The organism is Nocardia sp. CA-128927, from assembly GCF_050955855.1.
Lineage (GTDB): Bacteria > Actinomycetota > Actinomycetes > Mycobacteriales > Mycobacteriaceae > Nocardia.
Map to the genome: position 1 here is coordinate 3,976,792 of NZ_CP192087.1, position 22,859 is coordinate 3,999,650.

Genomic DNA, 22,859 nt, shown 5'->3' on the forward strand with positions numbered 1-22,859 from the left:
TTCTTTCTCATCACGGTGGGCCGTCGCTGGATCGGTCGTTGTCGACCAGCCAGGAACGGGGCCCGCCATGTCCAAGGCGCAACAGGAAATCCAGTACGCCTGCCAGCCCGACGTTGTAACTCGCGCAGACCGCACGCATGGTGTCGTCGGGGACCAGTAGCCTGCCGTCTCGTTCGACGGCCCGGACGAACAGGCAGGTGGCGATCTCTGCCGCCCAGTGCCGATAGCGCGGCTGTCCGGTCGCCTCGGCGAGGTCGAGCAGCAGCTCGGCGTTGCCCGCGATGCCGTGACAGGTGCCCGTCGCGAGTCGCCACCTGTCCTGGTACACCGCGTGGCCTGCGCGTTCGGCGAACTCGCGGAATCGCGGTTCCCCGGTCGCCTGCCACAGCCGGACGAGGAAGGTGCCGATGCCGGAGGTGCCGTTGCACCAGAAGTTGACGTCAGGGGTGTCGGTTTTGCGCGGTCCTTTCGGCCAGCGCGCGCTGTCGTCGTCGCGTTCTGCCACGGCGCAGAGCGCGTGTCCGGCGCCCACCGCGATCTCGATCAGGTCGGGTTGATTCAGGTCGCGACCCGCGGCCAGCAGAAATGCCGCGTTGCCCGCGACGCCGTGGCCGAAGCCGTAGGACTCCGAGCCTGCGAGTTCGTCGCGGAACTGTGGACCGGCCAGCCAGTCCACGCCGGTGTCGGCCGCCTTGGTCAGTTGGACCAGTCGGTCGGCGCATTCCGCTGCTCGGTCGGCGAACCGTTGGTCGCCGGTGGCCTGCCAGAGGTGAAGTTGGGCAAGGCCCGCGCCTGCCAGGCCGTGGCAGATGTCGGGGTTCGTCCAGTCGAGCGGGATGCGTAGCGCGTAGTCGAGCGCGCGGTTCGCCAGTGCGTCGTCGCCCAGGGTTTCGGCGGCGGAGTGTAGGGCCCATGTGGTGCCCGAGCGGCCGAAATACAGTCCGGGCAGGATTCGGCTCGGATTGGTGAGTCGATGGTCGAGCCAGGTTGCTGCGGTTGCCAATGTCGGTGTCAGCCAATGGTTTCCGGAGCGCACCGCGCGGTCGATGACGGCGAGTACGCCTGCGGCGCCCAGTTGTACGTTGCATGGATCGCCGGGCGGTAGGGCTGGTGGTCGTGGCCAGAGGTATGTGTTGTTCGGGGTCATCGTGTCCGCTAGATACGTCAGGCCGTCGCTTACCAGCCGGTCGATCTTCTCGCTTGGCAGTTCTGGCCCCGGAAGCGATTGCCCTACAGCGGGTTCGGATCGGAGGAACGCGGCTGCTCGTGGCAGTGACCAGCGGTGCGGTACGTCCGCGGTGAGGCCGAGGATGAGTGGGGCGAGTGCATGCAGCGCGGGAGAGGATGGCGCGGCGGCCTCGACGATTGCCGCGATCCGTGCTCCAGTCGGTCGTGCGGCCGGGATATCCGCCGCCAGTACGGGATTGATGCCACTGGCGACATAGAGGAGGGTGGTGCCCAGGCCGAAGCAATCGACTTCCGGGCCGGGGGCAGGCAGCGGCGTTGCTCGTTCGGGGCCGGTCGCGTCGAAGTATTCGGGCGCACCGAACCCCGGTGTGCCTGCGACATAAGCTGATTGACCGGTGCGCACCGTGCATTCCATATCGATGAGCACCGGGAGGTTCTCGGGTGTCACCATGACGTTGCTCGGTGTGAGATCGCGTAGTACGTAACCCATTTCGTGCACCTCGCCGAGCTGCCGGGTGAGCTCGCGCGCCAACTGCCACACCGGGGCCTGCAGGTCGCGCTCCGCGGGCCATCGTTGCAGGTTCGTGCCGTCGATCAGGTCCTCGACGAGGAACACATGCTCCGCGACGGCCACTACTTCGCGCACCGCGGGAGTGATCCCGGCAGGCCCGAGTTTCTCGAGGATTTCGGCCTCGTGCCGCAGACGGTCCCTGGCGTCCTGCCCGTTCGGATCCGCCGCGATATGCGGGCGTGCCTCTTTGAGCAAGACCTCTTCGCCTGTGTGTTGATCACGGGCACGGTAGACCCCGCCGCGGTTGGAATGCCGGATCGCCTGGGTGACCAGGTAGCGGCCTGCAATGAGAACCGGGTCGCCGCGTTTGCGTCCTGGAGTGCTTTGCGCCGGTGGGTCGAACGGTGGGCGCGCCCAAACCGGCGGGGAAAACCATGGTTTCCGCTCGTCGGCCGTCGAGGTGCCGTCCGGCGCTTGCAGCTGTCCCTCGTAGAAACCGGTGTCATCCAGTTCGCTCGGGGGTGGGGAGCTGGTCCCATTGCATTCGCGCGTCTTCGTTCGGGAAGCCATCGCGGATGGTGACGTAGGACGTGCCTGCCGCGTAGGGAACGCTGAGCCGACGAGTGTCGAGGGCGGCCTTGTAGACGGTGCTGCCGGTGCCGTCCGGGAACAAGACGTATTCGAGGGTGAAGTTCTGCCGGAAGTTGCCGCTGTCGCAGTTGGCCAGGAAGGCCAAACCCCAACCACCCGGCGCATTTTCGAGGCATTGGTGTTTGCCCCTCGACGTCAGATCATGCGTGCTGAATGCGATCGTGTCCGGTCCGGTCGTCGCGCGCAGCCACCACTGACGTCGATCGCCCGCGTTGCACGGGGCGAATCGGGCGGTGCCGGTGAACCCATTGTGCGGGTCGTTCTCGGTAGTCATGCACTGACCGGTACCCCGGTTGTACATGAGCCAGTAGGCGAACTCGGCGTGCGCGGGACCCGCCGCGCCCACCGCTGTGCTGGCGAAGGCCGCGGTGATCAAGGTCAGTGCTGCCGTTTTGGCCGCGGAAAGAGTCGATAGTTTCATGTGGTGCCCCCGGATTCTTGACCGATGGATGAGTACGCATCGAAGTGTCGAGGGTGCGGGTCTCATGCGAGTTTCACCGTGATCTCACGGGCGCCACGCGATCGGTGGCGGCCCGAGCTGGTGTGAGAAGCGCCGCGAATCCCCGCCACCCGCGGCACTTCTCGCACCAGCCCAGGCACTCGATCGCAATCTCGTTCCCGCTGAGATGGTTTCGGCCGCCTGCGGCTACGCAGCTACCCTGACACCCCTAGCGGACAGCATCGGTCCGCTACCTCCGTGGGGCTGGAGTGGGGACGGAATAAACCTTAGTGCTCAGTTACTTAACGTTGATGTTCTTAACGAGGAGTGATTGAGATGATGACAGTTGCCGATTCGGCAGTCGATTCCACGGCGGACAAGGTGCCGCTTCGACGATGGTTCGCGGTTGTCGCAGTAGCCCTGGGGACGTTCTCGATGGTGACGTCCGAGCAGTTGCCTGTCGGGCTGCTCACCTCGGTGAGTGGCGCGCTCGGCGTCTCGCCGGGGACGGCGGGTCTGATGGTGACGGTGCCCGGGCTGGTCGCTTCGGCGACGGCGCCGATTCTGCCGGTGGCGATCGGGCGGTTGGACCGCCGGGTGGTGCTGCTCGGTTTGATCGCGCTGATGGCGGCGGCGAATGTGCTGGCCGCTTTCGCGCCGAACTTCGGTCTGCTGCTTGCTGCTCGGTTCCTGGTCGGCATCGCGATCGGCGGGTTCTGGGCGCTGGCCGCCGGGATCGCGGTGCGCATGGTGCCCGCGAAGTATGTGCCGCAGGCCACCGCGATCGCCTTCGGCGGTGCCACCGCGGCCAACGTGCTCGGCATTCCCGCCGGGACGTTGATCGGCGAGTTGACCGACTGGCGGATCGCGTTCGGGTTGCTCGGCGGGTTGGGTTTGCTGGTGGTGGTCGCACTGCTGTGGCTGCTGCCGCGGATGCCCGCGACCGAGCCGGTGCGGCTGCGCACCCTGGGCGAGCAGTTCCGCAATCCGGTTGTCCGTGCGGGAGTGCTGGTTACGTTCCTGATGGTGAGTGGTCACTTCGCGGCCTTCACCTTCGTGAGCCTGATTCTGCAGTCCGTCTCGGGTATCGATAAGTCGATGGTCGGCCCGGCGTTGCTGGCCTTCGGTGCCGCGGGGATCGTCGGCAACTTCGTCACCGGGGTGGCGGCGGGGCGCAACGTCCGCACGGCCCTCATCACCATCAGCACGCTGATCGCCGCTGTCCTAGCGCTTTTCGCGCTCATCGGCGGCATCATCGCCGACAGCGCCGTCCTCTCGGCGGTCCTCTGGTTCGGCGCAGGGCTCAGTGTCCTTGCGGCCCTGGTGGTGTCGACCACCCGGACCGCGCGCTGACGCATGGTGCCCTGCCCGTCCGAGGGGTCAGGCAGGGCACCTCACCTCGTCGGAACCGGCGGCATAGTTTCGCTGTGGGCCAGTACCGACCAATCCCCGGCATACAGGGCGGCCCGCGCGGTGACCGGCACCGGCAGTCGACTACCCATCGCCTGCTGTGCTGCCGCGAGATCGCCGGGATGGTGGCCGAGCACGGTGGCCCCGACTACTCGCCCGTGCGACAGGATCAGGCGCCGATAGGAGTCGGGGCGATCGATGACGATCAGCTCGTCGCCCCACTCCGGCTCTACCTTTCCGGTCGAGAACAGCTCGAGTCCAACACCTTTCAGAATCATGGCGGGCGCGGCACCAGCGAGGGTCCGGTCGCCGCCGAGTGCGTTCACGGCGGCGATCTGCGCTTGCTCGGCCGCGATCGGCCACAGTCCGAACACCTGTCCATAGAGTTCGGCGATGTCACCGGCGGCGTAGACATCGGGGATGTGCGTGCGCATCCGATCGTCCACCAGGACACCGCGTTCGACGGGCACACCCGCGCTGCGAGCCAGTTCGATATTCGGCCGAATGCCGGTGGCGGTCAGGAAGAGGTCGCAATCGATCTCGCGGCCGTCCCGCAGCACCACTCGGCGAACCGCGGGATCGCCTGTGACGCTCACGGTTTCGGCACGCCGCAGCACCTGGATGCCGGTCCTGGTGAAGTGCTCGAGCACCAGTTGCGAGCAGCGAGCGTCGATCTGCTTGGCCAGCAACCGATCACCACGGTCGAGCACGGTGACGTGGAGGCCGAGCTGATGCAGCGCGTGCGCGGCCTCCAGGCCGAGCAGCCCGCCACCCGCGACGACCGCGGTGGCGCAGCGGAATTGCTGGGCATAGGAGCGGATCCAGATCGCGTCGCTGGCCTCGCGAAGCACGAAACAGCCTGGCCGCGCGAGCCCTTCGATCGGTGGCAGCGCACTGCTCGCGCCCATGGCGAGGATCAGGCGGTCGTAGGGGAGTGCCTCGCCGGTGCCGAGGAAGACCCGCCGTCCTGCCAGATCGATGCTGGTGGCGAGGGTGTTCAGCCAGGTGGTGATCTGATGGTCGTCGTACCACTGCTCGGGTAGTAGGTGCAGGCCCTGCATCGCGGAGCGTCCGTACACCAGCCGTGAGATACCCATCCGGTTGTACAGAGGATGCGATTCCCGGCCGACGAGGTGGATTTCGCAATCGGGGTGGTTGCGCCGGAGGAAGTCCGCGGCGGTCACGCCCGCGATGCCGTTACCGATCACGGCGACGCTGACGATGGACCGATCGAATCGCTTCGGCCGCTGTCGGTTTCCGCTGCCGGGTTCCGGGGTCAGTGAAACCTGGACGGCACCGCTGCTGATCCGCGCGCAACAGGCCATCCGGGTGTTGTCGGCGAAACCGAGGCGTCGCAACGTGTTCCGCTCGTCCTGGCCGGGCGGCGACAGGCACGACATGCCGTCGAGCACCGCGACCGGGTCGGCGCCGCACACGCCCATCCGGCAGCCGGCCTCGATGGTCTGTTTGCCGCGTTCGGCGACGTCGAGCAGGCTCATGCCGCTCTCGGCGTCCACCTGAACACCATCGAAGCTGACCGAAGTCGTAGGCGCGCTGGGTTTTTCCGGGTCGCGCGGTCGTATCTTCGGCAGCGACAGCAAGACCGGTTCGGTGCGGGTTCCGGTGCTGAGCGCGAATTGCAGTTCGACGACGCGGGTCCTGGCGATCCACACGACGGTGGCTAGCAGAATCGCGGCGCTGATCGGCCAATGTAGCCACGGTGCGTTGAGCCCGGTGACCGTCGCGAACGACCGGGCCAGGGTCGCTCCGGCGAACCAGTAGAAGATGTTGAGTGCCAGCGCCGAATAGCCGACGCTGATCGTCGCGATGCTGAGCGGTGTCATCGCCTCCAGTGCGAAGAACAGGCCGACCGCGACGATCATGAACAGCCCGAGTAGCGAATAGCGCTGCACCAGGCTGGTTTCGGTCTTTCCGGCCAGGGTGAAGAAGCCGAGCACGAAGCCGGGGAGCGCGGCCGCGAACAGCTTGCGCGGCGCGCTCCACGCCAGTTTCGGATCGGTGAGATCCGATTGGTAGGCGGCACGCGGCTTGAGGTCGAAGCAGTTCTTGGCGCAGCCGACGCATGGTTCGCAATGGCTGTTGGGCACGGTGACGAACGGTGTCTGTCCGTAGGCGCGTTGCAGCGGAAACAGGGGGCAGATGCTGCTGCACCAGCCGCTCTTGCCTTTGAACAGCACGCCGCCGGTGAAAGCGGCGACGGCAACCAGCAGGAGCACGATGCCCGCGGCCGCCCCGTTGCGATCCAGGCCCGCCAGTCGGGCGCCCGCGATGCCGAAGAACAGTGTGGTCGCCACGAGATAGCCGCGGGCATATAGCCAATCGGGTGGATTCTTGCCGCGGGTGAAGCGAAGTAGGCGCGGGATCTGGTTTGTCGCGGCCAGCGGGCAACTGTTTCGCCACAGCCCCGGCGCGATCAGAAACAGTCCCGGCAATAGCGGCACTACCACGCCGAAGAAGACGAACAAGCCGCCCGCGGGTCTGACGAACATCGCGACGATCATTTCTAGATAGACGGAGATGCTCGCGATTCGCACGAGGTGCCACATCTTCCGCGGCATCCGGGTGGGTAGTTCGGTGGAGGCGGGGAACAGATTTCGGGTTCCGGTCGGATCGATGCCGAGAATTCGATTTGCGAGGGTGATCAGCGCGGAGTGCGGCGGATCTTCCGGCGGGGCGGTGGCGGGCGGCGGGCTGGGCGTGTCTTCCTCGACGCGGGCCAGTGGTTCGGTGACCGGGTCGTACAGCACGATGATCTCGGTGTCGCCGAGTTGAACGGTATCGCCGGAGGTCAGCGCGGCGCGGCCGGTGAGCGGGATGCCGTTGACCGTGGTGCCGTTGCGGCTGCCGAGATCGACCACCGATAGTGCCGTCGGGCTCGGCACCAGCCGTAGGTGTCGTGGCGAAATCATGGTGTCGCGTAATTGCTCGTTGTCGCCATTACGACCGAAGGTCACCGGGCCGCTCAGCATCAGCCGTCTGGCGGCCCGGCCCGGTTCCCTTATCTCGATCAGCGGCGGGCCGCTCAGCATGCCCGTGCGCCCGCCGAATCTTCGGAACCCGTTGTGCCAGTTGGCTGTTCGATCGGGCGGCGGGGTCATCCCAGGCCTCCGTCCGGCAGCGCTCGGTGCCCGCTACGCTGATTCCCAACCAACCGGCGCCACGCATCGGCGCGCGTTTGTACCCGTATGCACATCCGGTTTGACCTCGATCGTCACGTAAGTCAGGCGTCTAGCGCGCACGCATGCGGCAGCGCTGACTACCTGTTATCCAATGGTGATGAACTAGCGACCGATCCGCGATGGGACTTGTGTATAAGAGTACGTGAATTCATATGTCAATGCTGTGAATTCGCCGCTGCTTCAAGTGTCTTAAGCTCGAGTCCAATCGAGACGGTCGGCGGGCCGCCCGGCGAGGCCGGTGCGGGTGACCCGCTTTTGCTTCTGATCTTCCGGGGTGTCGGCCGCGCGGACCAGCGATGATGTCTCGCTGGGTTCGGCTGCGCGCCAGGTCTTCTCGACCCTTTCCGGAGCCTGATCTGAATCGCGGTTGTGTCAAGGGGGATCGCCATTTGCCAGCGCGTTGTCGTAGCGCGTGTCCGAGGGCGCCGGGGAATTGCGATCGATCTCTAGGACGGCATGGGCGTCTCGTCGCTGCGTGCCAGGTCATCGACTCGCCGCGTGGTTACAGTGACGTGGCGGCAAACCACGGCACGATGGGTGCGGGCCGCGCAGCGAGGAGGCGTCATGGACACAGGGGTCGACGTGACACCGTCGGTAGCCGCGGGTGGTGCGGATCGAAAGGTCCGGACCGCGGTTGTGGTCGGGGCGCTCGGTGTGGTGTTCGGTGATATCGGAACCAGTCCGATCTACACGATTCAGACGGTGTTCAACCCGGGCGATCCGCATCCGGTGCCGATCGGCACGGACAACGTGTACGGCGTTGTGTCGCTGATCTTCTGGTCGGTGATGATCATCGTCACGCTGACCTACATCTCGCTGGTGATGCGGGTGAACAACGACGGTGAGGGCGGGATCATGGCGCTCATCACGCTGCTGCGGCGGCTGGGTGGTGCGCGCGGTGGTCGGGCGGCCACGCTGCTGGCCGGGGTCGGGATCTTCGGTGCCGCGCTGTTTTTCGGCGACAGCATGATCACCCCGGCGATCTCGGTGCTGTCCGCGGTGGAGGGTTTGAAGATCGTTCAGCCGGGGTTGGAAGAGCTGATCGTGCCGATTACCGCGGTGATCATCATCGTGTTGTTCTCGGTGCAGCGGCGCGGCACGGCGGCGGTCGGTCGGCTGTTCGGGCCGGTGATGATCCTCTGGTTCGGGTCGATCGGTGCGCTCGGTATCTCCGGTATCGCGCGGCATCCGGAGATTCTGAAGGCGCTGTCGCCGACCTACGCGGTGAGTTTCATGTTCGGGCACTTCGGCATCGCGTTCTTCGCGTTGGCCGCGATCGTGCTCGCCATCACCGGTGCGGAGGCGCTGTATGCCGACATGGGGCACTTCGGCAGGCGGGCGATCACCCGCGGCTGGCTCGGGCTGGTGCTGCCCGCCTGTGTGTTGAGTTACCTCGGGCAGGGTGCCCTGATTCTGGGTGACGAAAGCACCGTTGGTAGTCCGTTCTTTCTGCTCGCGCCCGGTTGGGCGCGGTTGCCGCTGGTGTTGCTGGCGACCGCTGCCACGGTGATCGCCTCGCAGGCGGTGATCACCGGCGCGTACTCGGTGGCCTCGCAGGCCGCGCAGCTCGGTTACCTGCCGCGACTACGGATCGCGCACACCTCGGAGTCGACCATCGGCCAGATCTATGTGCCGTGGATCAACTGGGTGCTGATGATCTCGGTGCTGACGCTGGTCTTCGCGTTCCGCAGTTCGGCGGCGCTGGCCTACGCGTTCGGCATGGCGGTGACCGCGACGATCTCCATCACGACGCTGGTGTTCTTCTATCTCGCCCGAATCAAGTGGAACACGCCGCTCTGGCTCGTCCTGCTCGGCGCGATCCCCTTGCTGGCGGTGGACGCGATGTTCCTGGCGGCGAACATGACCAAGCTCGTACACGGCGCCTGGCTGCCGCTGCTGATCGGGCTCACGGCGTTCACGGTGATGAGCACCTGGGCGCGCGGTCGCGACGTAGTCACTCGCGCGCGGGAAACAAAGGAGGGCCCGCTGCGCGCGTTCATCGACGAATTGCAGGATCATCAGCCACCTTTGGTGCGGGTCCCCGGCACGGCGGTGTTCCTGAACCGCGGCAAAGAGACCGCGCCGCTGGCGATGCGGGCCAATGTCGAGCACAATCACGTGCTGCACGAGCACGTGGTGATCATGGCGATCGACACGCTGCCGGTGCCGCGCGTGCCGGACGGGCAGCGGACCGAGATCGACGCGCTCGGCTACGGCGACGACGGAATCATCCATGTGACAGCGCATTTCGGCTACATGGAAACCCCGAACATCCCGGACACGCTGCGCCTGCTCGACCCGTCGCAGACCGAGGGCCGGATCTCGGTCGACGACGCGTCCTACTTCCTGTCGAAGATCGAGTTGAAGCGCGGGCCGGAACCGACGATGGCGGCATGGCGCAAGCGCCTGTTCATCGCCACCTCCTACATCACCTCCGACGCTGCCGAGTACTTCGGGCTGCCCGGAAATAGGACGGTGATCATGGGTGAGCGGGTCGAGGTGTAGCGCGCAAACCTGTTGTTGGCCAGCATGATCGCGATTCGACGCCTGCTGTAGACCGTTTGGTGGACACCGCATTCGGGCGGGCATCGATAGGCTGGATCGGACCATGGAGCAGCGAAGGTTCGTTTTCAGCGGCGCGGAACAGCCGTCGGCGCAGCACCTGTTCACGCGCCAACAGGATCGCCTCGACCCGGCGCTGATGCGGCAGGTGGAGTCGCTGAAACAGCGCGTCATCGCGGCCGAGGAGGCGGGTTCGCTCGATGTGGTTCGGGCGGCTCTTGCCGAGGTGAACCTGTTCATCTTGGAATTCGTGCCGACGATAGGTGGGGATGTCGGGCGGGCGCTGATCGGCACGGATGTGCTGCGATGGGCGATCGTGCTGGAATCGCAGCTGCCGGAGTGTAATTGGTTCCGGGTGGCGCTGACCGCGACGATGCACGCGGGCGCATATGCGCACGCGGTGGCGCAGTTCTGGCAGAACGACGAGGCTCAGATGCCGCTTCGGGCGGCCAATCAGATCGTGTTCGAGATCGGTGCGTATGCGCATCACCGGTGCGCGATGCCCGCGTTCGCGCCGCTGTTGCTGGAGAACGTCTCGGGCAGTTTGTATCTGGCAACGCAAGTCATGACGGCGATCCGTGCGTTCGATCCCGATCCGCAGAAGCTCGTCGAACTCTCGCAGGAGAGCCAACTCTGGGGTGCCGACATCAAGTCGGCGGAGTTCTGGGATCCGGGGGAGCGGGACACCGGAATGATCAACCGGCGGCTCGAAGAGTTCCGCGCTCGGCAGGTGGAGATGGTGGAAGCGGCACCCGCCCACCGCATTACGCTCGAAGCCGATGCTCGGCATTGCGTCACCGAGTTGGCCGCGAGCCGCTCGGGTCGTGACGTCGTCTACGTCGTCGCCAGCCCGGTCGGCGGTGCCGCGTTTCGCACGTTCGGTGATGCCGCGCGTATCGGTCGCACGGTCAGCATCGACCTTCCCCGATTCACGAGCCAGCGGGTACAGATGTGGCAGAGCCAGATCGGCGATCTCTATCGGCGGTGGGAGACCGAAGATCTGAGTGCCGCAGCCCTGCACGACGAACTCAGCGAGATCCTGACGGAACTCGGCGACGCGAGCCTGGCGGCTATCCGCGTGCGGTGGCCCGATCTGACGGCGTTCGCGCTCGCCCCGGTCGGCGCGGCCGCCGCACTGCCGTTCGGTGGCGCACTGGTGGACGGACAGCCCGCGCAGATGCAGTTCGATATGACCGTCATCCCCAACGCCAGCATCTTCCTTTCCGCCACTTTGCATCCCAAACCGACCTCCCGCGCCGCGGTGGTCGCCGTGGATCCGTCGACCGGCGCCGACTTCCTGCCCGAAGTCGGACGAGAAGGCGACGCGATAGCCGCGATCCACGGGACACGCTCAATGAACCTGCGGCCGAACAGCATTACGCAAGCGGCCGCCGCATCACCCCGCACTCGTACCATGCCCCCGAGCCGACTACGCGAAATCACCGACGATCTCGCCTTCCACCCACCGCACCCCGACGACGGCATCCTCGCCGCCATCGAACGCGCCGCCATCGTGCACCTCGCCTGCCATTGCGTCCTGGTAGCGGAACCGGTCTTCAACTCGGTCCTACTCCTCGGTGAAAACCCGGTCTCCCTAAGCGAATTCCTCATCCGCCCGGTAGCCCCCGGCGGCGTCATCGTCCTATCCGCCTGCCACGTCGGCGGAGCAGTAACCAGCCTCCCCAACGAACTACTAGGCTTCCCCGCCGTCTTCCTATCCGCCGGCGCACGCACCGTAATCGCCTCTGCCCTACCGGTAATCGATTCCCGCGCAACAGTCAGATTCCTAGAAGACCTCCACCACGCCCTCCGCGCAGGCAAGCAAGCCCACGTCGCACTCAAAACCGCCATCGCCACGTCCTATGCCCGCGGCGACCACAGCTTCACCTGGGCCGGATTCACCGCATACGGCGCTTGATACAGCACCGCACCCCGCGAACTGAATCAGTTCGCGGGGTGCGGTGTGCGGTGACCGCCTAGCGGGCGGTTAGCGCTGAGTGATCAGGACAGGTCGAAGCGGTCGAGGTTCATGACCTTGTCCCAGGCGGCGACGAAGTCCTTGACGAACTTCTCCTTCGCGTCGTCGGTTGCGTAAACCTCGGCGAGGGCACGCAATTGGGAGTTGGATCCAAAGACCAGGTCGACTCGGCTGCCGGTCCAGGTGGTCACGCCGGTGGCGCGATCCTTGCCCTCGTAGGTGCCTTCGTCGGCCGAGGTCGGCTCCCACTTGGTGCCCATGTCGAGCAGGTTCACGAAGAAGTCGTTGGTCAATGACCCTGGCGTGGCGGTGAATACGCCGAGCGACGACTGCTGGTAGTTGGTGCCGAGCACGCGCAGGCCGCCGACGAGGACGGTCAGCTCGGGCGCGCTCAGGGTGAGCAGGTTCGCCTTGTCGAGCAGCAGGTACTCGGCCGGCAGCTGGTTGCCCTTGCCGAGGTAGTTGCGGAAGCCGTCGGCGCTCGGCTCCATCGCGGCGAAGGACTCCACGTCGGTCTGTTCCTGGGTGGCGTCGGTACGGCCCGGGCTGAACGGCACCTCGATGTCGAACCCGGCCGCCTTCGCAGCCTGCTCGACCGCCGCGGTTCCGCCCAGCACCACGAGATCCGCGAAGGACACCCGCGTGTTCCCGGTCTGCGCCGAGTTGAACGACTCCTGGATTCCCTCGAGCACCGGCACCACCAGGGTGAGCTGGTCGGGCTCGTTGACGTCCCAGCCGCGCTGCGGCTGGAGCCGGATGCGCCCACCGTTGGCACCGCCGCGCTTGTCACTGCCGCGGAACGAGGACGCCGCCGCCCACGCGGTCGAAACAAGTTGCGAGACAGTGAGACCCGAGGCAAGGATCTGGCTCTTGAGGGTGGCGATATCGGCCGCGCCGATGAGGTCGTGCGTCACCGCGGGGACGGGGTCCTGCCACAGCAGCGTCTCCTGCGGAACCAGCGGCCCGAGGTAGCGGACGATCGGACCCATGTCACGGTGCGTCAGCTTGTACCAAGCCTTGGCGAACTCTTGCGCGAGCTCCTCCGGGTGGTCGAGCCAGCGCCGGGTGATCTGCTCGTAGATGGGGTCGACGCGCAGCGAGAGATCGGTGGTCAGCATGACCGGGGTGTGCGTCTTCGAGGAGTCGTGCGCGTCGGGCACGGTGCTCGCGCCGCCGCCGTCCTTCGGAATCCACTGCCACGCACCGGCTGGGCTCTTGGTCTTCTCCCACTCGTAGCCGTAGAGGGTCTCGACGAAGCTGTTGTCCCAGGTCCGCGGGGTCGGCGTCCAGGCGCCCTCCAGACCGCTGGTGATCGCGTCCTTGCCGACGCCGGTGTTGAACGAGCTGCGCCAGCCGAGGCCCTGCTCCTCCAGCGGGGCGGCCTCGGGCTCGGGGCCGACGTGGTCGGCCGGGCCCGCACCGTGTGTCTTGCCGAAGGTGTGGCCACCCGCGATCAACGCCGCGGTCTCGATGTCGTTCATCGCCATCCGGCGGAACGTCTCCCGGATGTCGGTGGCCGCGAGCAGCGGATCCGGATTGCCTTTGGGCCCTTCCGGATTCACGTAGATCAGACCCATTTGCACTGCGGCAAGCGGGTTTTCGAGGTCGCGCTTGCCGGTGTAGCGCTCGTCGCCGCCGAGCCAGGTGTGCTCGGGACCCCAGTAGACGTCCTCCTCGGGCTCCCACTGGTCGATCCGGCCACCGCCGAAACCGAAGGTCTCGAAGCCCATCGACTCCAACGCGACGTTGCCGGTGTAGACGATCAGGTCGGCCCAGGAGAGCTTCTTGCCGTACTTCTTCTTCACCGGCCAGAGCAGGCGGCGCGCCTTGTCCAGGCTCGCGTTGTCGGGCCAGCTGTTGAGCGGCGCGAACCGCTGCATGCCCGCACCGGCTCCACCGCGGCCGTCGTTGACGCGGTAGGTGCCCGCGGCGTGCCAGGCCATCCGGATGAAGAACGGACCGTAGTGGCCGTAGTCGGCGGGCCACCAGTCCTGCGAGGTCGTCATCACGGCCTCGATGTCCTGCTTCACTGCGGCCAGGTCGAGGGTCTTGAATTCGGCGGCGTAGTTGTAGTCCGCGTCCATGGGGTTGGCCACGGCCGGGTTCTTCTGCAGGATCTTCAGGTTGAGCTGGTTCGGCCACCAGTCACGGTTGCTGCCACCCTCGGTCGGGTACTTGAGGCGAGCGGAAACGGGGCAACCGCTTTCTGCGGGCTCCGTGTTGGCCTCTCCGATGGGCGGGTGTTCTTCGGGCACGGCAATTCCTTTCAGGGGTGGTGCATCGGGCTGTATTCACGAGTGGGGGAGCGGCGCGGGTAGCGCCGCGCAGTCGGGGCACAAGCCCCAGTAGATGACCTCGGCCTCGTCGAGGACGAAACCGTTGTCGTCCGCGGCGGTCAGGCACGGGGCCTCGCCAACGGCGCATTCGACGTCGACGATTACGCCGCACGATCGGCAGACGAGGTGGTGGTGGTTGTCGCCGACGCGCGTTTCGTAGCGCGCCACGGTGCCCATCGGCTGGATGCGCCGGAGCAGTTTCGCGGCGGTGAGCGCGCGCAGCACGTCGTAAACCCCCTGGTGCGAAACCGCGCCGAGGGTCTGGCGCACGTGGCCGAGAATGGTGTCCGTATCGGAGTGCGGGTGGTCGTGCACCGCGGTGAGCACCGCTAATCGCGGGGCCGTCACACGCAGCGCCGCGCCGCGCAGCATCCGCTCGAATTCACCAGGGTTGGACACGTTCAGAAATATTACTCATTCAAGTCTTGGCTGCGGGCGGTTTCGGAAAACTTTGTCGCGGAGTGAAGTTCTCGCAGGTCACGGCCATGGTGGCACATTTGTCTGTGACAAACGTCTAAGACGCTGATAGTCTCGAATGATGGGAAATCGCGAAGACCTGCTGGCCGGAGCGCGCAAGGCGGTGCTCGAGCGCGGCCTCGCCAAAACCACCGCGCGCGATATCGCCGGTGCCGCCGGGGTCAGCCTGGCGGCCATCGGCTACCACTTCGGTTCGAAGGATCGCCTGATCACCGAGGCGATCACCGGGTCGATCGGCAGCGGTATCGGTGACGGCATGGAGGCCGCGATCCGCGCCGGGGGCGAAGGCCGATCGCTGCGGGATGCCGTGGCGCCCACCTGGACCGGGCTGCTCGAGGTGCTGCGGACCAATCATGAGGCGCTGCTGTTGAGTGCGGAGAACGCTCTGCTCGTCGCGCGGTCGCCGGAGTCGCAGGAGTTCATGGCGGACGCGACCGAGACCGCGTTCAGCGATCTCGCGAACGTCTTGCGCGAGACGCACCCCGAGCTGTCGGCCGAGCAGGCGCGCGCCGTCGCCACCCTTTACTTCCTGCTCTTTCAGGGGCTCGCGATGACGCAGCTGATCGCGCCGTCGGCCGCGACGGTGGACGGCGAGCAGCTCGCGCTCGCCGTGGAAACGTTGCGCGACATGTGATTACGCGTTCAGTGGTCGAGTGGGTTGGCCGCGATTCGGGTGACCATCCCGCTGCGCACGGCGGCCGCTGCCGAGCTGTGTGGCTTACGACCGGCCTGAGCGTTGAAGCAGGCGAGGAATTCGTCGGGCAGGCCGAGCCGAGGATGGCGTTCCAGGACACTCAGCCGGAACTCCGGCGGGAACGCGTCGCACCCGCGGCCCGAGATGTCCACTCCGGTCCCGTGTTCCAGTAGGTAGCCTTCGGGATCGATCGTGACGTCGACGCTGTCCGCCATGTGCGCGATGATCACCTCGGACACGCGCGCCCGCCGCTGCGCCGGCCAACCGGCGGCGGCACCGAAGACCCACGCCAGGTGGCCGCCGGAAACCTCGAACGAGAGAGCGTTGTTGTCGAACTCTTCGACCAGGCCGAGGTCGTGCAGCAGTGCGGCGACATAGAGCAATTCGGCGTCGAATTCGATGCCGTTGAGCTGGGCGTGGCCCGCGGACCACAGGTACGAGCGGACCGAGTGATTGAACAGGGCGGGCGTGCAGTAGGCGGCCGCTACCTCGGTGGCGGCGCGACAGCTCGCAGCGTCCGGAATCGTCAGGTCTTCGAGCTTCACGGGCTTATTGTGCCTCGGGGTCTGCACAGGATCTCCACGTTTGACGCCCTAGACCTGCACACGTGATGTCTAGGTTGGCCTCAACCGGGAAGCCCGCCGTCGCGGCGGGCCGACGAGATGGAGGTCGGTATGCAGGGTGTGGACGAGTTTTCCAGATGGGCAACCGAATTCGAGGCGAAGAAGGTCGCACGAGCCGCGACGGGGGATCCGGAGTGGAGTAGGGGAGCGGATCTCGATCCGGCGGTGGCTCGTAGTGTGCAGCGGTTTCAGGTCGGCGAGAGCGGGGACGGGGCGAACCTGATCGCCAAGGCCGAAGCCGCGGGGGATCCGTTGTACAGCGCCGCGGTGCGACTGTTCGTCGCCGAGGAAATCAACCACGCGCGGATGTTGGAGCTGCTGCTGAATGCCGGTGCGTGGCAAACGATTCGCGCGCACTGGAGTGACACGGTGTTCGTCCGGCTGCGGCGCGCGCTGGGTTTGCGGCTGGAGTTGATGGTGCTGATGGTTGCCGAGGTGGTGGCGCTGCGGTATTACCGCGCATTGCGTGACGGTACTGATGATGCGTTGACTACCCAGGTCGCGGGGTTGATCCTCAACGACGAAATGCGGCATGTGCCGTTACACTGTCACCGGCTGCGGGTCGCGTTCGCGAAGACCTCGCCCGCGGCCAGGTTGGTTCCGGTGTTGCTGTGGTGGATCGTGCTGATCGGCGCCACGGTGGTGGTCGCCGCGGACCACGGGCCCGCGCTGCGTCGATTGGGCGTCAGCCGAACCGGATTCGTCCTCGATGTGATCGCCTTGTTCAAGGTCATTGTGCCGACGGCTGTTGTGCCGGGCGCGCTGCCGATCACGGAATCCGGGTCCGTTCCGCTGCGCGCAGCACTCGGATTGTTGAAGCATTGACTAGCGAGATGCGCCGTCGCGCACCGGTTTTGGTTCGCTGGCTCGGTTCGTTCTGGCAGGGTGTCAGATGTGACCGAGTTCAGCGACAGGGGCAAGCTGATGTACCTGGTCGAAATCTCCGAAAACGACCGAGGGAGCGCGCTGTGGTGGCAGGTGACCAATACCGGCGGTGCCGCGCAGGTGGCGGCGGCATTGGTCGAGATGGCGGTGCGTTTGGAGCTGGAACTGCCGTACCACCCGAGTGAGGTCTGGTGCTGGTATCGCTACGAAGTCCGCTGGCCCGACGGTGCGATTCTGGAAGGTTTCGAGGGCGCGGTCGAACCCCTGCTCATCCCCGATGACCTGCGTGCACTTGCCCGGTCGGTGATCGCGGTTACCGTGCGCGATCGTCGGCGACGGGCCGAGTAGCAGGGACGGCTTCGCCTAGACGGCGGCGCCGGGGCCGGGGAGTACGTCGACATCGTTGGCGTGCATCGGTTTGCCGCAGTGGGCGCAGCGCAGGTCGACGTTGCTGATCTCACCGCAGGCGTGGTGGCGGTAGAGGACCGGTGGGCCTGCCTCGCCCGCGAGCCACTTGTCGCCCCAGCCGACCATGACCATGAGCAGGTCGACGAGTTCGGTGCCCTTTTCGGTCAGCGTGTATTCGTAGCGTGGCCGCTGGTCGTAGGGCTTTCGGTCGAGTATGCCGTGCTCGACGAGGTGGTTGAGCCGCTCGGTCAGCACCTTGCGGGAGATGCCGAGGTCGGCCTGGAGTTGCTCGAAGCGGCTGAGTCCGACCCACACGTCGCGCAGGATCAACGGTGACCACGGTTCGCCGATCACATCGAGGGTGCGTGCGAGCGAGCAGGCCATCTCGCCGAAGTTCGTACGTTGCATGAAATCAGTCTAGCAATCGGGGTTCCCTTAGGGAACTTTGGCTGTTATGGTTCTGGAGTCTCTTGAAGGAACTTGGGAAGGATTGCGGAGATGAGCAAGGTTTTAGGGGCCCACGCAGTGTCGGTCGACGGGTACATCACCGGTCGCGATCCCCGCGCCGGGCACGGCCTCGGGGACGGCGGGATGCTGTTCGACTGGTACTTCGACGGCGACACACCCAGCCAGCAATTCGACGGGTTCAAGCTGAGTGAGCCGAGCGCGCGGGTCTTCGACGCCGCGGCCGGACGCGTGGGTGCGGTGATCGCGGGTCGCAATACCTACGAGGACTCCGAGCATTTCGGTGGCGGCAGCCCGCATCCGAAGGCTCGGCTGGTGCTGCTCAGTCACCGGCCCGCACCGGAGGTGACCGAGGAACAGATCCTCGTGACCACCGGGATCGAGGACGCGGTCGCGGCGGCTCGCGAGGCCGCGGGCGGTAAGGATGTCGGTCTGATGGGTGGCGGCGTCGTGGCCGCGGCGTTGCGGGCCGGGCTCGTCGACGAGCTGATCCTGCACCAGGTGCCGATCCTGCTCGGTGGTGGCAAGCCCTTCTTCCAGGCGCTGCCCGAGCACGTGCGGCTGCGCCTGATCGAAGCGGTTCCGGCGCCGGGTGTTACGCATCTGCACTACGAGGTGCTGCGATGAATCTCGAACCCGAGGTCCGCCAGGTGCTCGACGGCGCGCCGCATGCTCACCTGTCCACGATCCTTCCCGACGGTGCTCCCCATTCGGTTCCGGTCTATGTCGGCACCGAGGGTGATTACGTCGTGATCCTCACCGGACCCGGTTCCCGCAAAGCCCGCAATCTGCGACGTGACCCGCGGGTGGCGCTCTCGATGACGCCGTCCGACAACTTCTTTCATCCGGTTGCCATTCGAGGCAGGGTCGTCGAGTGGCTCGACGGCGACGCGGCCTGGGCGATCATCGACCGCATCGCGATCAAGTACACCGGTAACCCCTACTCGCGCGACCTGGATCGGGTCGTCGCGCTCATCGAGCCCGACTACGTCGGCTGAGATCATGCCCTCGAACCGCTGGTTCGAGGGCGTTCTCGCTGCTACGTGAGGTGGCGGCGGAACCACGTGGTGAGGGCGACGTCCACCGCGCGGGCCTGGGGCAGCTGCGGTGCGGGCTCGATGCCCGGCTCGTCGGCGAGGGGATGCGCCAAACCGGGGATCGTCTGCAGTTCGGCACCTTCGCCCACCGCGTTGACGAGGTTGGCCGCGTCGGTTCGCAGTGCCGGGTGATCCAGCTCGCCGCTGACCACCAGCAGCGGCGCGCGACCGGCGATGGCACCCGCCTTGGCGACGAAATCCAGGCTGTCGACAGCCTTCTCGGACTCGGCGTCATACGGGTACTCGCCTGGGAACAGGTCAACGACGGACCGCATATGAATAGCGGCGTTCACGAGGGCGGCGGCGAAGAGCGGCGTTTCAGTGTCGGCAATGATCCGCAACGCGACGGCACCGCCCAGCGAACCGCCGAGCACGCCGATCGGGCCGTCGCCGACCGGCAGTTGCTCGCGGATCGAGGCGAGCGCGGCCGGGAACTCCTCGGTCGCCTGCTGAACGAATGGGTACAGAAACGACATCAGAACGTCCTTGCGCATCAACTCCGTGCCCGCATCCATGGTGCCGTCGACCATCCGCGCCCCGCACATCGGCATCCCGAGGTGCACCCGCCACGCGGGCAGGTCGTGCATCGGCAACGCGGCCGCGAACGCGGCGTCCGACCGCGGCGCGTCCAGCATGTGCCAGGTGACGATCAACGGCGCGGCGGCGTCGCCGACCGGCGGCAACGCGGTGAACGGCACGCCGGCGGCGGTGCCCGTGATCGGTGAATTCATGCGCTCACGGTACGTCCGCCGTGGCGTGCCGGGAATCGGTTGCGCTACTAGCGAAATCGACGCGATCAGGGGTCATACCGCGACGTCGAAGAGCGTAAGCTCGCGCGCCGCCGCGGCATGTTGCTCCGCGCGCTCACGCACCGCGCAGGTCGGCCCGATGCCCTGTGAGACCGATGCCGCGGACACCAGCCACCCGTGGCATCGGCGGCAGTGCGCCACTACCCGCACCTCCGGTTTGTCGTCGGTCACGGCCATATCAATCTCCTCCGGCCAGGTGGTTCCACTCTTCAGCCTGGCACGAGGGACCGACACATCCGCTGTCCCTTGATACTGCGAGACGGTGGTTCAGGGGGTGGCGCAGAGGACGGTGTCGACGATCTGGTTGATGTTGCGGGTGGGTTCCGGGGCGTCGGGGACCTGGTTGACGATGACGGTGACCGAGCGGCCGTCGCTGGTGACGCCGCCGCGGGTTTCGAAGCCGTCGATGTCGCCGCCGTGGCCCCAGCTGTCTTTGCCGCAGGAGAGTTGTTGGGACATGAGGCCGAGTCCGTAGCCTACTGGCGGTCCTGGAACCGGCAGGGGGACAGTGTGTTTCATCTCCGCCAGTTGGGCGGGTGGGAGTAGGTTCTCGTTCAGGAGCGCGGTGAAGAAGCGGTTGAGGTCGGCGCCGGTCGAGACCATTGCTCCGGCCGCGCCCGCCGAGGTCACGTTTTGGCGGGTGTAGTCGACGAGTTTGCCGTCGATCTGGCTGTAGCCGAGGGGGTGTGCACCGCGGATGTCGGTTTCGTCGGGGTTGGGGTAGTAGGTGTCGAGTAGGCCGAGAGGTTCGATGATGCGGTGGGTGATTTCCGCGCCGATCGAGGACCCCGTGATCCTTTCGATCACCATTGCCGCGAGGGCGTAGTTGGTGTTGGAGTATGCCCACTGTGCCCCGGGCTCGAAATCGGCTGGCGCGGTTAGTGCGTTGCGCACTACTTCGTCCATATCCGTTATCCCCCAACGCACTTGCTCGTTGTGGGTCTCGATCTGTCCCGGTTTGGGGGTTACGCCGAACTCGGCGGCGTATTCGGGAATTCCGCTGTTGTGCTGCAACATGTTTCGGATCGTGATGTGGTTTCCGTCGATACCCGGGCCGTGCACCACGCCGGGCAGATACCGTTCCACCGGCGCATCCAATTCGACCTTGCCCTCGGCGACCAGCTGCAACATGACCGTCGCCACGAATGTCTTGGTGTTGCTGGCGATCCGGACTTGTGCGTTGTCCGGGAAAGGTGTGCCTTGTTCGAGGTTGCCCGCTCCCGCGTTCGCGGTCCAGACCTGGCCGTGCTCGGTGACCACGACCTGGGCGCCGGGCAGGTGGTCTGCCGAGATCAAATTGTGCAGGGCCGCAGTGACTTTCGCCCTTCCCTCAGCCATGAAGGCGGGCTCTGTTCGATCGGGTCCCGTGGAGTTGCACGACGTGGCTATGACGACGACCAATGCTCCCGTTACCACCGCGGTGGCCAACGATCGATTACCTACCCTGATGTGCAAGGCGATTCCTTCCTGTTGCGGACACCGTCACGCTATGAGGAATCGGGGTACCTCTCCTATCCGGTAGCCACCCTTCTTTCTGGTAGTGCTGGCCCCACCTACCGCCGACACACCGTTGCGGGCTGGCGATATGCCCTGCTGGGCGCCCGCACCTGAAGACTTGGCACCGCGATCGCATCCGGTGATCGCACGGCGACCCCAATGACCGGCAACGGGTTCGTGGTTCATTCGAGAGAGGCGGGAACGATGAAACGTGTACTGACAGTCCTGGTCGGGATGGTCGCCATTTGGGGTGTCGCAGCCTGTTCGGACGACTCGAAACCAGCACCGAGCACCACCACCGCGAAGGCGACGACCACCACCTCGGCGGCACCGACCACCGCCATCACCACGACGACGGCGGCGGTGGCGCCGCAACCGACCACCACTCAGCAACAGCGTGGTGCCGACGGCTCCACCAACAACAACCTGAGCCCGGAATACTGTGCCAAGAACCAGGATCCGGGTTGCCCGCTGGGGAGCTACATCGGCCCGAACGCTATCCCCAGCCCGAACGGCGACGGCACCTGGGTGCCGTGTGAAGGCACGATCTGCACCAACCCCAACTACGGTGCCGGTCCCGAAACCACCCCGCCGCCGCTCGAGACCACCTCAACGGCTCCGCAAGACACGGCCCGGGTCGAAGGTGCCCCTTGTGAAGGCGACGGCCACTGGGTCCACCTCACCGGCGGCGACGCCGCGCACTACGGCACCGAATGGCTTTGCCGGCACTGACCATTGCGTAAGACGAACTGCTGACCGAGGCGTGATGGTGGGGGCGCGAACCGCCACCATCCGCCGGTGCTGTTACGGATCTCAGCCCGCGAGCGACCAGTTGCTACCGCTCGGACCTTGGATGGCGAAGTCGATGGACTTCTTGGTGCCGTACACATCGCCGCCGACCAGCATGCCCAGTTTCGCCGCGACCGCCTGGGCGATCTTGAAGGAATTGCAGGTCGAGATGTAGATGTTGCCGGTATAGCCGCCGGGCAGGATGGCCTTGATGATACCGGCGAGCTGATCCGCGTTCAGGTCGATTACCGGTCCTTTGCCGGGGGTGGAGTCTTCGTCGCCGATGGAGTCCGCGTCGCCGTGGGCAGTGATGAAGAGGTTCTCGGTCTTGCCGAGCGTGGCACAGGGCCAGAGTTTCTTGTTGTAGGCGTACGCGTGACCGAAGGTGGCCGGTTTGTATTCCGAGTCGTCATATCCGGCCTCGAGAACATCGATGTCCTTGGCAATGAAGACAACAATCATGAGCTTGCCGTTCCTGCAGTGACGAAAGCCGCTATCCGAACGGATTATCTTGCATCCGTTAGGCTTTCGATCGATTTGATGATTAGAGGATGCCGTGCGGGGAAATCCGCAGCGGGACTTCTGGACATGGGGCCAGTCGGTTCGGCAAACCTGGGTGAGTCGAAACACGTCATGTTTGGCATTCGCCGAACCGGGAATCGCGATGCAATCACCCGTCCGACAACCGGAGGTCCTCTTCATGGCAGTGTCGCGTGCCGCGCGCAACGAACCCGCCCTCATCGACAACGTCCACGGCGCTCTGCTGGCAGTTCTGCTGCTGGTCGTGATCGGCGCGATCGGGCTGAGTTCCGCAACGCTGCTCGTCTGACGCTTGCCGAA

At 65.9% G+C, this 22,859-nt stretch carries 21 protein-coding genes; 10 read left to right on the top strand and 11 right to left on the bottom strand.

What is annotated here, in order from left to right:
- Nucleotides 1-10 precede the first annotated feature (10 nt).
- Together lanL and ACQPW1_RS18850 are read right to left on the bottom strand one after the other, a co-directional pair.
- Nucleotides 11-2,269, bottom strand: coding sequence for a class IV lanthionine synthetase LanL (gene lanL / locus ACQPW1_RS18845; protein ID WP_433663988.1), 2,259 nt, complete (start codon nucleotides 2,267-2,269; stop codon nucleotides 11-13).
- On the bottom strand, nucleotides 2,202-2,771 hold the full coding sequence (locus ACQPW1_RS18850; RefSeq protein ID WP_433663989.1) for a hypothetical protein: 570 nt from the start codon (nucleotides 2,769-2,771) through the stop codon (nucleotides 2,202-2,204). The genes lanL and ACQPW1_RS18850 overlap by 68 nt, the downstream gene beginning before the upstream one ends.
- A gap of 354 nt (nucleotides 2,772-3,125) precedes the next feature.
- On the opposite strand from ACQPW1_RS18850, the gene ACQPW1_RS18855 reads away from it, so the two are divergent.
- Nucleotides 3,126-4,142 (top strand): MFS transporter, encoded by a 1,017-nt coding sequence (locus ACQPW1_RS18855; RefSeq protein WP_433663990.1) that lies wholly within the window; start codon nucleotides 3,126-3,128, stop codon nucleotides 4,140-4,142.
- Nucleotides 4,143-4,183: 41 nt separating this feature from the next.
- Here ACQPW1_RS18855 and ACQPW1_RS18860 read toward each other — a convergent pair whose 3' ends face one another.
- Nucleotides 4,184-7,318: an FAD-dependent oxidoreductase gene (locus ACQPW1_RS18860; protein WP_433663991.1), complete on the bottom strand. Its 3,135-nt coding sequence runs from the start codon at nucleotides 7,316-7,318 to the stop codon at nucleotides 4,184-4,186.
- A gap of 645 nt (nucleotides 7,319-7,963) precedes the next feature.
- Between ACQPW1_RS18860 and ACQPW1_RS18865 the strand changes: the two genes are divergently transcribed.
- A complete protein-coding gene (locus tag ACQPW1_RS18865; protein ID WP_433663992.1) occupies nucleotides 7,964-9,904 on the top strand; it encodes a potassium transporter Kup in 1,941 nt (646 codons plus the stop codon).
- 103 nt (nucleotides 9,905-10,007) lie between these two features.
- Nucleotides 10,008-11,879 carry a CHAT domain-containing protein gene (locus ACQPW1_RS18870; protein WP_433663993.1) on the top strand — a complete coding sequence of 624 codons (1,872 nt, stop codon included), beginning with the start codon at nucleotides 10,008-10,010 and terminating at the stop codon, nucleotides 11,877-11,879.
- A gap of 83 nt (nucleotides 11,880-11,962) precedes the next feature.
- On the opposite strand, the gene katG is transcribed toward ACQPW1_RS18870, so the two are convergent.
- Both katG and ACQPW1_RS18880 read right to left on the bottom strand, forming a co-directional pair.
- Entirely contained in the window at nucleotides 11,963-14,194 is a 2,232-nt protein-coding gene (gene katG, locus ACQPW1_RS18875) for a catalase/peroxidase HPI (RefSeq protein WP_433663994.1), read from the bottom strand.
- Nucleotides 14,195-14,230: 36 nt separating this feature from the next.
- Nucleotides 14,231-14,647: a Fur family transcriptional regulator gene (locus ACQPW1_RS18880; protein WP_433665281.1), complete on the bottom strand. Its 417-nt coding sequence runs from the start codon at nucleotides 14,645-14,647 to the stop codon at nucleotides 14,231-14,233.
- A gap of 166 nt (nucleotides 14,648-14,813) precedes the next feature.
- Between ACQPW1_RS18880 and ACQPW1_RS18885 the strand changes: the two genes are divergently transcribed.
- A complete protein-coding gene (locus ACQPW1_RS18885; RefSeq protein ID WP_433663995.1) occupies nucleotides 14,814-15,386 on the top strand; it encodes a TetR/AcrR family transcriptional regulator in 573 nt (190 codons plus the stop codon).
- Between the two features lie 8 nt (nucleotides 15,387-15,394).
- Here ACQPW1_RS18885 and ACQPW1_RS18890 read toward each other — a convergent pair whose 3' ends face one another.
- The gene (locus tag ACQPW1_RS18890; RefSeq protein ID WP_433663996.1) at nucleotides 15,395-15,991 is read right to left on the bottom strand and encodes an HD domain-containing protein; all 597 of its coding nucleotides are present in this window, start codon (nucleotides 15,989-15,991) and stop codon (nucleotides 15,395-15,397) included.
- Between the two features lie 129 nt (nucleotides 15,992-16,120).
- Here ACQPW1_RS18890 and ACQPW1_RS18895 point away from each other — a divergent pair, with 129 nt between their 5' ends.
- Nucleotides 16,121-16,894: a ferritin-like domain-containing protein gene (locus tag ACQPW1_RS18895; protein WP_433663997.1), complete on the top strand. Its 774-nt coding sequence runs from the start codon at nucleotides 16,121-16,123 to the stop codon at nucleotides 16,892-16,894.
- Between the two features lie 69 nt (nucleotides 16,895-16,963).
- Nucleotides 16,964-17,302, top strand: a complete 339-nt coding sequence (locus ACQPW1_RS18900) for a hypothetical protein (RefSeq protein WP_433663998.1) — start codon at nucleotides 16,964-16,966, stop codon at nucleotides 17,300-17,302.
- 15 nt (nucleotides 17,303-17,317) lie between these two features.
- On the opposite strand, the gene ACQPW1_RS18905 is transcribed toward ACQPW1_RS18900, so the two are convergent.
- On the bottom strand, nucleotides 17,318-17,770 hold the full coding sequence (locus tag ACQPW1_RS18905; protein WP_433663999.1) for a winged helix-turn-helix transcriptional regulator: 453 nt from the start codon (nucleotides 17,768-17,770) through the stop codon (nucleotides 17,318-17,320).
- 90 nt (nucleotides 17,771-17,860) lie between these two features.
- On the opposite strand from ACQPW1_RS18905, the gene ACQPW1_RS18910 reads away from it, so the two are divergent.
- Both ACQPW1_RS18910 and ACQPW1_RS18915 read left to right on the top strand, forming a co-directional pair.
- Nucleotides 17,861-18,454: a dihydrofolate reductase family protein gene (locus tag ACQPW1_RS18910; RefSeq protein WP_433664000.1), complete on the top strand. Its 594-nt coding sequence runs from the start codon at nucleotides 17,861-17,863 to the stop codon at nucleotides 18,452-18,454.
- Nucleotides 18,451-18,825, top strand: a complete 375-nt coding sequence (locus ACQPW1_RS18915) for a TIGR03618 family F420-dependent PPOX class oxidoreductase (RefSeq protein WP_433664001.1) — start codon at nucleotides 18,451-18,453, stop codon at nucleotides 18,823-18,825. Before ACQPW1_RS18910 ends, ACQPW1_RS18915 begins: the two co-directional genes overlap by 4 nt.
- 41 nt (nucleotides 18,826-18,866) lie before the next feature.
- Here ACQPW1_RS18915 and ACQPW1_RS18920 read toward each other — a convergent pair whose 3' ends face one another.
- From ACQPW1_RS18920 to ACQPW1_RS18930, 3 genes are all read right to left on the bottom strand, one after another.
- The gene (locus ACQPW1_RS18920; RefSeq protein ID WP_433664002.1) at nucleotides 18,867-19,655 is read right to left on the bottom strand and encodes an alpha/beta hydrolase family protein; all 789 of its coding nucleotides are present in this window, start codon (nucleotides 19,653-19,655) and stop codon (nucleotides 18,867-18,869) included.
- A gap of 72 nt (nucleotides 19,656-19,727) precedes the next feature.
- Complete coding sequence (locus ACQPW1_RS18925) at nucleotides 19,728-19,910, bottom strand: DUF6011 domain-containing protein (RefSeq protein WP_433664003.1); 183 nt, start codon at nucleotides 19,908-19,910, stop codon at nucleotides 19,728-19,730.
- Between the two features lie 90 nt (nucleotides 19,911-20,000).
- A complete protein-coding gene (locus ACQPW1_RS18930; protein WP_433664004.1) occupies nucleotides 20,001-21,071 on the bottom strand; it encodes a serine hydrolase domain-containing protein in 1,071 nt (356 codons plus the stop codon).
- Nucleotides 21,072-21,434: 363 nt separating this feature from the next.
- Here ACQPW1_RS18930 and ACQPW1_RS18935 point away from each other — a divergent pair, with 363 nt between their 5' ends.
- A complete protein-coding gene (locus ACQPW1_RS18935) occupies nucleotides 21,435-21,962 on the top strand; it encodes a hypothetical protein (RefSeq protein WP_433664005.1) in 528 nt (175 codons plus the stop codon).
- 81 nt (nucleotides 21,963-22,043) lie between these two features.
- Here the strand turns inward: ACQPW1_RS18935 and ACQPW1_RS18940 are convergent, their stop codons facing one another.
- A complete protein-coding gene (locus ACQPW1_RS18940) occupies nucleotides 22,044-22,481 on the bottom strand; it encodes a hypothetical protein (RefSeq protein WP_433664006.1) in 438 nt (145 codons plus the stop codon).
- A 238-nt stretch (nucleotides 22,482-22,719) separates the two neighbouring features.
- Here ACQPW1_RS18940 and ACQPW1_RS18945 point away from each other — a divergent pair, with 238 nt between their 5' ends.
- Complete coding sequence (locus ACQPW1_RS18945; RefSeq protein WP_433664007.1) at nucleotides 22,720-22,848, top strand: hypothetical protein; 129 nt, start codon at nucleotides 22,720-22,722, stop codon at nucleotides 22,846-22,848.
- The last annotated feature ends 11 nt before the right edge of the window (nucleotides 22,849-22,859 follow it).